Source organism: Pseudomonas sp. B21-010 (assembly GCF_024749325.1).
GTDB lineage: Bacteria > Pseudomonadota > Gammaproteobacteria > Pseudomonadales > Pseudomonadaceae > Aquipseudomonas > Aquipseudomonas kilonensis.
In genome coordinates, this window is record NZ_CP087198.1 from 2,912,027 (window position 1) to 2,924,350 (window position 12,324).

A 12,324-nucleotide genomic window follows, 5' to 3' on the forward strand; every position below is an offset into this window, starting at 1 on the left:
CCAGCGGGACTCCCATGAGCCAGACCCTAACGCCCCAGCAGTTGCAGCAGTGGTTGTTCGACGGGCAGGAAATCGCCCTGTTTGATGTACGCGAGCACGGCCAGTATGGCGAAGCCCATCTGTTTTTCGGGGTGAACCTGCCCTATAGCCGTTTGGAGTCGGAAGCGCGGCGGCTGGCGCCGAACCGCCAAGTGCGGTTGGTGCTCCATGACCAGGATGGCGCAGGCCTGGCGGCACGTGCGGCGCAACGCCTGCAAGCGTTGGGCTACGCCAATGTGCACATCCTGGAGGGCGGCGCCGATGGTTGGCAGGCCGCCGGCTATCAGCTGTTTGCCGGTGTGCACGTGCCGTCCAAGGCCTTTGGCGAACAGGTGGAGGCAGTCCGGCACACGCCTCACGTCAGCGCGCGCCAACTGGCGCAATGGCAGGCTCAGGGTGAACCGCTGGTGATACTCGACGGCCGACCGTTGGAGGAGTATCGCAAGATGACCATTCCCGGTTCGATCTGTTGCCCCAATGGCGAGCTGGGCTACCGCGTGCACGACCTGGTGCCGGACGAGCAGACGCCGATCGTGGTCAATTGCGCCGGCCGGACCCGCAGCATCATCGGCGCCCAGACGCTGATCGACCTGGGCTTGAAAAACCCGATCTATGCCTTGGAAAACGGCACGCAAGGCTGGGACCTGGAGGATCTGCAACTGGAGCATGGCAGCGAGCGTCGCTATGCCGACCAGGTATCGAGCAGTACGCTGCCGGGGCAGCGTTTGGCGGCGACACGACTGGCCGAACGGGCCGGTGTGCCTACCGTCGAGGCTGCCCAGGTCGAGCAGTGGGCAGCGGACACTGGGCGCAGTCTGTTTCTCTGCGACGTGCGCACCGCCGAGGAGTTTGCCGCCGGCACGCTGCCGGGAGCGCAGCACACGCCGGGCGGACAGTTGATTCAATCCACCGACCTGTATGTTGGCGTGCGTCAGGCGCGGGTGGTGTTGTTTGACAACGACGGCGTTCGCGCACCGATCATCGCCAGTTGGCTGCGGCAGTTGGGGCATGAGGCTTTTGTCTTGTCGGGTGGGTTGAGCAGTGGCTTGGCACTACCGGTTCCAGCAATCGTCACACCCGAAGAACTGCCGCTGATCAGCGTACGGGCCTTGGCCGATGCCCTGAAGGATGACGCGGTGACATTGATCGACCTGCGTTCGAGCAGGGCGTATCGCAAGGGGCATATTGCCGGGGCGCGCTGGTCGATCCGGCCGCTATTGGCCCGTGCGGTGGCGGGGGAGCAGCGGCCGCTGGTGTTGGTGGCCGATGATCCCCGACTCGCGGCCCTGGCGGCCCTGGAGTTGCCTCACGCTGAGGTCCGTTTGCTGGACGGCGGTCCAGATGCCTGGCGCTCGGCAGGCCTTGCGCTGCAAGAAGGCGCCGCCACATTGCCGGATGCACAGTGCATCGATTTCCTGTTCTTCACTCACGACCGCCACGCTGGCAACAAGGACGCGGCGCGCCAATACCTGGCTTGGGAAATCGGCTTGTTGGCGCAAATGAACGACGAGGAAATCGCCAGCCTCAAGCCACTGCACGGAACGCTTCAAAGCACTGTCGAAGAGCGACTGCGCACCCGTCTGGTCCATGGCGCGCGCACCGGAAAGGGCGCCGGTGCCAGGGCCGTCAACGTACCGGTCAGCCGCCTGAGCACGGTGCTGTTCGACAACCTGGCACAGATGCGTGACGCCCGCTCCCGGCGCGACAGCGAGCGAGTCCTGAGTTATGGCGCCCGGGGCAATCCGACGGCCTTCGCCCTGGAAGACCTCGTCACTGAGCTGGAAGGTGGCTATCGCACTCGGCTGTTTGGCACCGGGTTGGCTGCCGTGGCGCAAACCTTCCTGGCCTACCTGCGGCCTGGCGATCATGTGCTGATCACCGATGCGGTGTATGCCCCGGTACGGCGTGTGGCCCGGGACTTCCTCGAAGCCTTCGGCATACAAGTCGGCTACTTCGCCCCCGACGGCAGCGACCTGCCCGGACGGCTGCAAGCCAACACCAAAATGGTCTACACCGAAGTGCCCGGTTCATTGCTGTACGAGCTCTGCGACTTGCCAGCTATCGCCGCACTGTGCAAGCCGCGGGGCATCCTGCTGGCAGTGGACAATACCTGGGGTTCGGGCGTGCTGTACCGGCCGCTGACATTGGGCGCCGACATCTCGATCATGGCCCTGACCAAATACCTGAGCGGACACAGCGACGTGGTCATGGGCAGTGTGTGCACTCGGCAGCAGGCTTGGCCGGCACTGGCGGCCATGAGCGACACCTTCGGCAACACCGTCAGCCCCGACGACGCCTACCTGGTCCTGCGCGGCGCCCGCACCCTCGCGCCACGCCTGGACACGCATGAGCGCCAGGCACTGGAAATCGCCCGTTGGCTGCAGGCGCAGCCGCAGGTGAAACAGGTCTTCCATCCGGCACTGCCCGAGCATCCCCGTCATGCGCTGTGGCAGCGGGATTTCAAGGGTAGCAATGGGTTGCTTTCCTTTGAACTACGCGAAAATGACGACGCCTACCTGGAGCGATTCATCGACGCATTACAGGTGTTCGGGTTGGGTGCATCCTGGGGTGGGTTCGAGAGTTTGGTGACCGTCGCTGATACCAAGGACCGGCAAAGTGCCGAGGATCGGGCGTTGAATCCGGTGGTGCGTTTGCATGTGGGGTTGGAGGATGTCGATGTGTTGGTTGAGGACCTGCGGCGGGGGTTTGCACAGGCTGCTGCCAGAGCATCGATGACTTGAAGCACCGTGGTGGTAAGGCATCCAACATCGATTGCGAACTGACCCACCGCCATCGCGAGCAAGCTCGCTCCCACAGGGATTTCGGGTGGATAGGGAAAATGGCGGTTGTCCCGGGACCCTGTGTGGGAGCGAGCTTGCTCGCGATGGCGGCAATACATCCAACCTCAATGCCCACTGACCCAGCGCTTTCGCGAGCAAGGTTGTGCACCCCACCACAAAACCTATCAACAATGGGCTACCAAATCCCTGGCCAACCGCTACCATTGCGCGCTGATCTCCCAATACCCCCGGACCTCACTTTCATGAAATTGCGCCTGCTGACCGCCGCCTTGTTTTTCACCTGCACCCTGGCTCACGCCGCTGAATCGAAACCCGTTCCGAAAGCCCTGGAAGTACAGATCGGGCACTTGGTAGCGCTCATCAAGGACAGCTATGCCACCGGCTATCCTGAAGCGACGCTGGTGCAGACGCTGGACACCGGCGAGGACAGCCAGGTCACCCTTGCGGTCTTTACCGTCGAGGGTTTCGGTATGGGCAACAACTACAGCCAATACCTGGCGGCCTTTACGCCCGAAGAGAACGAGGAGGGCGTGCCGCATTACAGTCTGTTGGACGTGATGCGCATCGGTGGCGACAGCTGGCGTGCCATCGACAAACTGGATGCCAAGCTGGTCAGCGATCCGACCGGTGAGCAGACCCTGATCGACATTCCCGTGATGGAGAATACCGACGAGGACGCGCCGAACTTCCCAAGCAAAGCCGCGGTGATTCACCTGTCGCTGGACGGATCACAGGCAGTGCGGTTGGTTGAGATCAAGTAAGTCGGATTTATGTGATTGCGATATGAGTGCTATGTAATTGGCATGGTTTATCGATTAATGCGGCAAGGTTAATTTGTTTCTCTACGATATCAATCGAGAGGAAAGCCAAATGACTCTGCGTTCAACCGGTAGCCTTTGTTTTGCGCTATGCGCGGCGGCGCCTTTTGTCGACGCCGCCAGTACAGAAAGCACCAGCGCGTCCCGGACTTCGCAACAGATTAGTCGGGCCGGCAGCCAAGCGTCGGTCGCAGGCCCGGCGGACTCTTTCACCGGGCGCGTGCGGGTCGATCCGCTGTTCCTGGCAACCGATGAAATCAATGCCTCCGGCGCCTACGTCAGCTTCGAACCGGGCGCGCGTTCGGCCTGGCACACCCATCCCGCCGGGCAGCGCTTGGTGGTGGTTTCCGGTGTCGGCCTGACGCAGGAATGGGGCAAGCCCGTGCAGCAGATTCTCCCGGGCGACGTGATTGTCTGCCCGCCAGGCGTCAAGCACTGGCATGGCGCCGCGCCGACGAGCGCCATGACCCACCTGGCCGTGACGGGCACGGTGGAGGGCAAAAACGTGGAGTGGCTGGAGAAGGTCAGCGAAGAACAATACGGCGCCGCTGGCGTGTCGACGCCATCGGCCAAGCCGGAGGCCGTGGCGGTTTCGCAAACCCTATCGACCAAGCAGCAAGCCATCCCGCTCATTGCCGCTGCCATGGCGACGAGCAATATGCCCGGCCTCAATACTGCCTTGAATCAAGGGCTGGATGCCGGCCTCACTGTCAGCGAGGCGAAGGAAATCCTGGTGCAGCTTTACGCCTACAGCGGCTTTCCCCGCAGCCTCAACGCCCTCGGCGAATTGATGAAAGTGGTGGAGGCGCGCAAGCAACGCGGCGTCCAGGACAACCCGGGGCGCGAGCCCGCTCGCCTGATTCCTACCGGCGATGCGCTGCTGGCGGCGGGCAGGGCCAATCAGACGCGCATTGCCGGTGCGCCCGTCCAGGGACCGTTGTTCGACTTCGTCCCGGTCATCAACCAGTACTTGCAGACGCACCTGTTCGGCGACATTTTCGAGCGTGACAACCTGGACTGGCAAAGCCGTGAGCTGGCGACAGTCGCCGCGCTGGCGGTCACCCCCGGCGTGGAGTCACAACTGCGCTCGCACATGGCCGCCAGCCTGCGCGTCGGCCTGAGCGCTGCGCAACTGCGGCAACTGATCCAGCTACTGGGCGAGCAGGGCGACGCCGCGGCGGCCAAGCGTGCCAGTGAAGCATTGGACACCGTTGAGGCCAGTCAACCCTCGTAGCGCAAGGCTTCGCGCAGCAGCGTGAAGGCCGGTAAACTTTGGCGGCGACTGGGATAGTAGAGGTGGTAGCCGGAAAACGGCTCGCACCAATCTTCCAGCACCCGAATCAACCGGCCTTGCGCGACGGCGTCCTGCACCAGATCCTCCGGCATGAAGGCCAACCCCAAGCCTTGCAGCGCAGCCTCCAGGCGCATCGCGATGGTGTTGAACACCAACTGGCCTTCCACCCGGACTTTCAGTTCCTGTCCGTTTTTCTCGAACTCCCAGACGTAGAGGCCGCCATGGGTCGGCATGCGCAGGTTGATGCAATTGTGCGCCGTGAGGTCATCTGGAATGACCGGCTTGGCATGCCGGGCGAAATACGCGGGCGAGCCCACCACCGCCATGCGCATGTCAGGGCCGATACGCAGGGCAATCATGTCCTTGGCCACCTGCGGACCCAGCCGCACACCGGCGTCGAAACCCTCCGCGACGATATCGGTAAAGCCGTAGTCGACGATGATTTCGATGTTGAGGTCGGGATGATCAGGTAGCAGCCTGGCAAGAACGGATTGCAGGATCGTGATCGCGGAGTGCTCACCGGCAGTGATGCGCAGCTTACCCGCCGGCTTATCGCGAAACTCACTGAGCATCGCCATCTCGTTATCGATCTCTTCGAACCGCGGCGCGACCACCCGCAGCAGGTGTTCTCCTGCTTCGGTCGGGGCGACACTGCGAGTGGTTCGCGACAACAACCTGACCCCCAGCCGCTCCTCCAACTGACGCATCGCCCGGCTCAGCGCCGGTTGCGACATGCCCAGCTTGGCCGCTGCGCGGGTGAAGCTGCGCTCCTGGGCGACGGCGGCGAAGATGGCGAGTTGGTCGTAGCGTTCGGTGGTCATTGATCCGTCTCAGGTATGAGCAGGGAGGGATTATGGCATCTGCCGGATTAATTGGCTGAGCCATGGTTGTGGTCTTCCAATCACGTCGCACCCATCGCGCGGCGCAGCGCTTCGGTGGTGGAATGGTTGAACGAGCTTGTCGTAGGAATCGACGGAACGAATATTCCCCATTGACTTGCAGGACATTTCCTAGAAAATTCCAGCCTCTTGCGCCTGCTGATTCCGGTGCCTAGTCTTTGTCCACCGCTGCCATTCAGCGGTCGGGTTTAGCAGCTCGGAATCACGTTAGGCGCACGGCAACTGCCTTCAGTGCGGGCATTTTTATTGCTCGAATTCTTATGGCGGCTGTGCGCAGGGCATCCTCGGGTGCGCCGGTTTCCTAACGTACCGGTCTGCTAACCTGCGCACGGCTGCCACCCTCTCGTTTAGCAGCAAACGTGGCGGCTCCCACTTACGTTAGGAGCATTCCATGGACAAACTCATCCCCGACCCACCCGTTCCACCGCTGCACCTGGACATCGCGGCCGACGCCAACGCCGAACGTGTCATCGATTCCTATCTGAACCCCAAACCCGCCCAGCCTGACAAGAAGCCACCTCCGGACCAGCTATTCACCGTCGTGGAGGGCGTCGATGCTGAAAGCCTGTTGGCCAACCTCAGCGAAACGTTAGCCTCCGCCAATGCCATGGCCGGCGATTTGGCGTTCGACCTGGAGGATTCTCGACGGCATGTTGCACTAGGGCTGCAACAATTGATTGAACTAGGTCTGCTATTGGCAAACCGGGCGCTGGATGTCATCGACCCTAGATAGGCGTTCGTGACGGGTGTGGGATAGACCACACTTTTCCAGGATGAATCGGGTCGGAAGCAGGGCTGCTTCCGACCCAAAACACCCACTTGCAGACCACCCCAGGCCATCCACGCTCATAGCTGATCCACCCACCAAAAAAGGGCGCCTGAAGAACCGCTAGGCCATGCACTGGGCCCCTGCGCGGTACAGGTAGCCGTCGCCGGCCTCGAGCAGTTGTGCTTCATCGATGAGGACACCGCATTGTCTGGACAGTTGTGCCGGACTTCCTGTAAAGCAGTTGATCGCTAAAGGTGCGAAACCAATGACTTCAGGTTCATAGGGCGCTCTCACTGGCCGGATGAGGCTCGACGTGAAGACGGTTTTCTGCCCCTCGAATGGCTTTGGCTATTCGCCAGAAATAAATTGCGCCAATCAAAAATTCGAACACCGAACCGATGACCCAGCATGTCACCAGCGACGACGGGGCATCGCGATTGCTCATCGCGACGTAATAGATCAACGGAATGCTCATAAACCACATCAGAGCCAGGCGCACGACCAGCGAAAATCTGGCCATGCCAATACTCTCCAAGACGGCGGCACCCGTCATAGAGAAGACAAAGGCGGCGGAGAATGTCCACAGTACGCGTTGTGTATCGATAGCCAGGGCGACGATCTCCGGGTTGTGCCCCAGGTCGCCGAAAGCCTTGAGCAAGACCTGTGGCAAAGTGATTTGAACGGTGGAAACCAGCAGCACGTAGAGCAGCTCGATGGTCACGGTCACCCGTAGGATCGTTGCCAACTCAGTGTATTGCTCCTTGCCCACTGCAGTGGCGCACAGAATGCTGCAACCAATACCCAAACCGATGATCGGGATGATGCCCAGGTAATTGATCGTCAGATTGACGTTGTTTGCCGCTAGCGCACTAGAGCCAAGTACGGCAACTATCCAGATGAATGCAGTGTTACCGAGCTGATCCACCCCGGCGGATAAGCCACTGGGAACACCTCTACGCAGCCGGAAAAACAGCCGGGGCAGTAGGCGCTCGCTACGGGCAATGACGATGTTCATCAACTCAAGCCAGATTTCTCGAGGCAGCATTACTGCGTAGCACGTCAGCATGGACAAAGTGCCGATCAACGTACCGATAGCGGCTCCGGCCATTCCCATTTCGGGCAGCCCGAATTTTCCGAAGACCAGGCCGACGGTGAAGATTGAGTCGACTACTTGACCAACGATGCCGACCATGAGCGTTTCGCGGGTTCGACCCACACCATTGAAGAACGAGGACAGTGCCGTGTCGATCGTCATTACGCCACCGAAGATCGCCGCCCAGAACATGTACTGCGATTCGAGGCTGACAATCTGCGGTGGGCGGGAGCTGAGCTGTGGAATCATCGCGATCAGTGGGGCGGCGACAAACAGCAGGACACCGCAGGCAATACCAAGGAGCAGCCCCAGTGCGGCTTCATTACAAGCCTCGCTGAGCCCCGATCGACCATTCGCCTGTGCAATAAAGGAACGTGACACGCCGACGGTGCTACAGAAGAAAGCGATAATCGCCATGCTCGTGAATACTGCTGGACCAGAGGCGGCCAGCGTATCTTGTGAGTAGTGTGCCAGGCATAGCCTGTCGACAAGCATCATCAATAAATTGCCGACCATCGTCCCCATCAACGGAAACGAGACGATGGCGATTCTTTTCGCCACCCCTGCGTCAAACCAGTGCCGCATATTCACATTCCTTTGTCTCGCGGCTGCCGCGATGCTCGCCCAACGCATCGCGTAAAAGATAGCGTTTCACCCCAGGCCATCCACGCTCACACCTGATCCATCGCCTCGCTCACCCACCGATCCTCACCCAGGAACCCACCACTCTGATGGTGCCACAGCCGCGCATAAATACCGTTCTTGGCGAGCAATTCAGCGTGGGTACCCTGTTCAATAATGCGCCCATCATCCATGACAATCAGTCGATCCATCGCCGCAATCGTCGACAGTCGATGAGCAATGGCGATGACGGTTTTGCCCTGCATCATTTCATCGAGGCTTTCCTGGATGGCCACTTCGACTTCCGAATCCAGCGCGCTGGTCGCCTCGTCGAGGAGCAGGATCGGAGCGTTCTTGAGCATCACTCGAGCAATCGCGATGCGCTGGCGCTGGCCGCCCGACAGCTTGATGCCGCGCTCGCCCACCAGGGTGTCGTAGCCGGAGTGACCTTGGCGGTCGCTCAGTTGGCTGATGAACTCATCGGCCTGGGCATTGGCCGCGGCACGGCGGATTTGCGTGTCGCTTGCATCGGGGCGGCCGTAGGCGATGTTGTCGCGAATGGAGCGATGCAGCAGGGACGTATCCTGGGTGACCATGCCGATGGCGCTGCGCAGGCTGTCCTGCGTCACGTGCGCAATGTCTTGCCCGTCAATGCGAATCTGCCCGCTGTCGACATCATAGAAGCGCAGCAGCAAGTTGATGAGTGTGGATTTGCCCGCGCCGGAGCGGCCCACCAGGCCGATTTTTTCGCCCGGGCGAATGTTCAGGCTCAAGCCATCGAGCACCTGGCGTTCACCGTTGTAGTTGAAGCTCACCTTGTCGAAGGTGACCGCTCCGCCAGAGGTCACCAGCACCCCGGCGTCCGGCGCGTCCTGCACCTTGGGGCCGCGGGTGAGGGTGGCCATGCCATCCTGCACCGTGCCGATGCTTTCGAACAGGGAGGTCATTTGCCACATGATCCAGTGCGACATGCCATTGATACGCAACGCCATGGCGGTGATCGCCGCCACCGCGCCGGCGCCGACGTCACCCTGATGCCACAGCCAAAGCGCATAACCGCCTGCGGCCATGATCAAGCCCACCACCAACGCTTGGTTGACGATCTCGAATTGGCTGACCAGGCGCATCTGGCGAAAGCCGGTCTGTTTGAAATCCTCCATGGCCGCGCGCGCGAAGTGCGCTTCACGATTGGAATGGGAGAACAGCTTCACGGTCGTGATGTTGGTGTAGGCGTCCGAGATACGTCCGGTCATCGAAGAGCGGGCATGGGCCTGTTCCTGTCCGACTTTGCCCAAACGGGGCACGAAGTAGAGCATCGCCAGCCCGAACAACACGATCCAGGCCAGGAAAGGCAGCATCAGCTTCAGGGCGAAGCCGCCGGCCAGTGCGATGATCGCGATGAAATACACACCGATTCCGGGTGCGATCTCGATCAGCGTGAACAGCACGTCGCGCACGGCCAGCGCAGTTTGCATCACCTTGGTGGTGACCCGGCCGGAGAACTCATCGGAAAAAAACGACAGGCTTTGCCGCAGCATCAGGCGGTGGAAGTCCCAACGCAGCCGCAACGGCAAATTGATCGCCAATACCTGGTGCTGCACCATGGTTCGCAACGCCACCAGCCCGATGCTGGCCACCATGACGATGCCCATGCCCCACAGCACGCGACTTTCCTGCGCTGCCGCCTCACCACCGGCCTGCCAGGTCGAGAGCAGATCCACGACCTGACCGAGAAAAGAAAACAGCCAGGCTTCGTAGATCGACACACCGGCGCTGAGCAGCGCAAACGCAAGGATGTAGCCGCGGGCGCCCCGTGTGCAGGCCCACAGGAACCGAGCCAGGCCTTCGGGTGGTGGCGGTACCTCGTCGGGCGGGAAGGGGTCGAGTCTTTGTTCAAATACGCGAAGCATGGTGGTCTCCGAAACGATCATTCTGCCATTTAACGGCGGCTTTGAGGCTTATGTGGCGCTGTGGTCGAATTGACCGCTCTCAGGGATTGGAGCTCATCCGGCCCCGGATCGCCATGCGCAGACAACCCCAGGCAATGAAGCCGATGATCAACACCTCGGCCACGCCCACCAGCAGGTTGAATGAAAAGGTGAGCGGTTGCTCGGCCCAGTAGAAGGTGGTCGTGCCCGTTCGAAAGCCGCCGACGCGCAGCCGCCCGGTAAACAGCGCGGGCACCAATGCGATGACGTGAGTCAGCTCCAGGACTGCCAGGAAAACACCCAGTAGAACGAGTAGGGCGCGTGCGGGCGTGCCGAGTTTTTCGGTGGCCTCATGGGAACGCGTGAGCCCCTTGGCTTTGCGCTGCCTGGCTTCCCTCACCGCCTTACCGCTGGTTGGGGCTGGAGCAGGCCTGTAGATTGCCTTCTTCACACCCGCCGTCGAGCCCACCACGACTTCGGTGGGCACTGCCACGTTCAGGTAGTCGGCCAGCTCACGCAGCCATACGTCGGTGCGTTGACTTCCCGGCACTACCGGAACGTTGTCGGTCGTCAGGCGGTGTTCGGTGCCATCGCGCATCACCAGCCACAGCTGGGTGTAGGCCGGCTCGGCATCTTGGCGGCGGCGAAGTTCGAGGCATTTGGGGGTATCGATTCTAAAGACCGAATGCACACGCTCGCGGCGCCCAAAAAAGTTTCGGGTGCGGCGCTTGCCTTCACCGTCGCGTCGCGATAACAGCAAGGTCTCGTGGATGCCGGTGTACACCATCAGGAGCAGGCCGAGGGCCGGAATCAGCAGCAGCCCGAGCACGATCAGCAGTGAGGACAGTGGATCGACGTCAGTCAGAGGCGTGCCTCCATCAGCGATCACAAACACGGCGAACGCCGCTGGCAAGATGAAGGCTAGCGCGCCTGTCAGCAGCAAGAAGGCGCTCTGCACCCGGTTGCGCGAGTGGATGTGCAGGTCATCCTGGGCGGTGTGCTCGAACCGATGTCCAAACAACATGCAGACCTCCTGGTGCGCCGCTTTTAGATCGATCAATGGGGCGTACAAGTGGTGGCACGCCGCAGGCCTGGATCGTGTTTTAACGCCGCGCAGAATACCTCATGTCCAGACAAAATCACTCCGCACTCAACTCCCACAACACATCCAGCACATGTTGCGTAGGCCGTTCGATGTCCCGACTGCGGTGGGCGATACCCAGTTGACGCCACAATAAGGGCTTTAATGGGCGCATGACGATTCTGTTATCGAGCAATGGCGTGGCCGCCTCATGGGGCAACAACGTCGCACCATATCCTGCCGCCACCAGGCTTTTTATCGCGTCGTTGTAGTTCAGTTGGATACGCGGCGCAGGCTGCTGCCCATCACTGGCGAACCACTCCGCCGTCAAGCGCGAAAGACGCGTGGTGGCGTCATTCAAAATCAACGGCTGAGCGGCCAACCACGCGGGGGTCACAACCTCCGGGCATTCCCAGCGAGCCGGCAAGAAGGCCATGACCGGGTCTCGTCGCCACGGCTCGATCCGCAAGCCCTTCACCGGGGACTGCGGCAGCGCGACCAAACCAACCTCCAAAGCGCCCTCGGCAAGCTTCTTCAAGGTTTCCTGGGAGGTCAGCACCGCGACTTGTACATCGATCGCGGGGTGGCGTTGGCTCAATGTCTCCAACGCATGCGGCAGCAACTGGGCGATGGCCCCGGTGGAAGCGCCTAGCCGTACACGCCCGGCCAATCCCTGTACCTGACGCTCCACGTCTTCAAGCGCCTGCTCCGCATCCGCCAACAGGCGCCGCGCGCGCTCCACTAGCGTGTTGCCTATCGCTGATGGCTGGACGCGCCCACGTGTGCGCGACAACAGCTTGCCGCCCACGCGCGCCTCCAGGTCGGCGATATGCAGACTGACGGTGGGTGGTGCAAGGTGCAGCGCACGGGCCGCTTCGGCAAACGATCCCAGGTCGGCAATCGCTACCAAGGTGCGCAGACGGTCCAGGCTGATTTCGCGCATGAGGATTTCCTTGTTCAGAAAAACTGAATTTCATCGTT

General features: G+C 61.2%; 9 protein-coding genes. 4 read left to right on the forward strand and 5 right to left on the reverse strand.

What is annotated here, in order from left to right:
* The first annotated feature begins 14 nt into the window (after positions 1-14).
* From metC to LOY50_RS12835, 3 genes are all read left to right on the forward strand, one after another.
* A complete protein-coding gene (gene metC, locus LOY50_RS12825) occupies positions 15-2,780 on the forward strand; it encodes a cystathionine beta-lyase (protein ID WP_258691050.1) in 2,766 nt (921 codons plus the stop codon).
* Positions 2,781-3,082: 302 nt separating this feature from the next.
* Positions 3,083-3,601 carry a hypothetical protein gene (locus tag LOY50_RS12830; protein ID WP_253474153.1) on the forward strand — a complete coding sequence of 173 codons (519 nt, stop codon included), beginning with the start codon at positions 3,083-3,085 and terminating at the stop codon, positions 3,599-3,601.
* A gap of 109 nt (positions 3,602-3,710) precedes the next feature.
* A complete protein-coding gene (locus LOY50_RS12835; RefSeq protein WP_258691051.1) occupies positions 3,711-4,892 on the forward strand; it encodes a carboxymuconolactone decarboxylase family protein in 1,182 nt (393 codons plus the stop codon).
* On the opposite strand, the gene LOY50_RS12840 is transcribed toward LOY50_RS12835, so the two are convergent.
* Positions 4,880-5,773 (reverse strand): LysR family transcriptional regulator, encoded by an 894-nt coding sequence (locus LOY50_RS12840; protein ID WP_258691052.1) that lies wholly within the window; start codon positions 5,771-5,773, stop codon positions 4,880-4,882. The two genes, LOY50_RS12835 and LOY50_RS12840, sit on opposite strands and share 13 nt — an antisense overlap.
* Positions 5,774-6,242: 469 nt before the next feature.
* Here LOY50_RS12840 and LOY50_RS12845 point away from each other — a divergent pair, with 469 nt between their 5' ends.
* Positions 6,243-6,584: a DUF6124 family protein gene (locus LOY50_RS12845; protein WP_253474162.1), complete on the forward strand. Its 342-nt coding sequence runs from the start codon at positions 6,243-6,245 to the stop codon at positions 6,582-6,584.
* A gap of 313 nt (positions 6,585-6,897) precedes the next feature.
* On the opposite strand, the gene LOY50_RS12850 is transcribed toward LOY50_RS12845, so the two are convergent.
* The 4 genes from LOY50_RS12850 to LOY50_RS12865 all read right to left on the reverse strand — a co-directional run bounded on the left by LOY50_RS12850 (position 6,898) and on the right by LOY50_RS12865 (position 12,286).
* On the reverse strand, positions 6,898-8,298 hold the full coding sequence (locus LOY50_RS12850; RefSeq protein ID WP_258691053.1) for an MATE family efflux transporter: 1,401 nt from the start codon (positions 8,296-8,298) through the stop codon (positions 6,898-6,900).
* Between the two features lie 86 nt (positions 8,299-8,384).
* Complete coding sequence (locus LOY50_RS12855; protein ID WP_258691054.1) at positions 8,385-10,244, reverse strand: ABC transporter ATP-binding protein; 1,860 nt, start codon at positions 10,242-10,244, stop codon at positions 8,385-8,387.
* A gap of 79 nt (positions 10,245-10,323) precedes the next feature.
* Positions 10,324-11,286 carry a hypothetical protein gene (locus LOY50_RS12860; protein ID WP_258691055.1) on the reverse strand — a complete coding sequence of 321 codons (963 nt, stop codon included), beginning with the start codon at positions 11,284-11,286 and terminating at the stop codon, positions 10,324-10,326.
* Positions 11,287-11,401: 115 nt separating this feature from the next.
* Entirely contained in the window at positions 11,402-12,286 is an 885-nt protein-coding gene (locus tag LOY50_RS12865) for a LysR family transcriptional regulator (RefSeq protein ID WP_258691056.1), read from the reverse strand.
* Positions 12,287-12,324 lie beyond the last annotated feature (38 nt).

Bases quoted from the DNA above. Each gene is read 5' to 3' on its own strand.
- metC (WP_258691050.1), top strand. From the start codon at position 15: ATGAGCCAGACCCTAACGCCCCAGCAGTTGCAGCAGTGGTTGTTCGAC.
- LOY50_RS12830 (WP_253474153.1), top strand. From the start codon at position 3,083: ATGAAATTGCGCCTGCTGACCGCCGCCTTGTTTTTCACCTGCACCCTG.
- LOY50_RS12835 (WP_258691051.1), top strand. From the start codon at position 3,711: ATGACTCTGCGTTCAACCGGTAGCCTTTGTTTTGCGCTATGCGCGGCG.
- LOY50_RS12840 (WP_258691052.1), bottom strand. From the start codon at position 5,773: ATGACCACCGAACGCTACGACCAACTCGCCATCTTCGCCGCCGTCGCC.
- LOY50_RS12845 (WP_253474162.1), top strand. From the start codon at position 6,243: ATGGACAAACTCATCCCCGACCCACCCGTTCCACCGCTGCACCTGGAC.
- LOY50_RS12850 (WP_258691053.1), bottom strand. From the start codon at position 8,298: ATGCGGCACTGGTTTGACGCAGGGGTGGCGAAAAGAATCGCCATCGTC.
- LOY50_RS12855 (WP_258691054.1), bottom strand. From the start codon at position 10,244: ATGCTTCGCGTATTTGAACAAAGACTCGACCCCTTCCCGCCCGACGAG.
- LOY50_RS12860 (WP_258691055.1), bottom strand. From the start codon at position 11,286: ATGTTGTTTGGACATCGGTTCGAGCACACCGCCCAGGATGACCTGCAC.
- LOY50_RS12865 (WP_258691056.1), bottom strand. From the start codon at position 12,286: ATGCGCGAAATCAGCCTGGACCGTCTGCGCACCTTGGTAGCGATTGCC.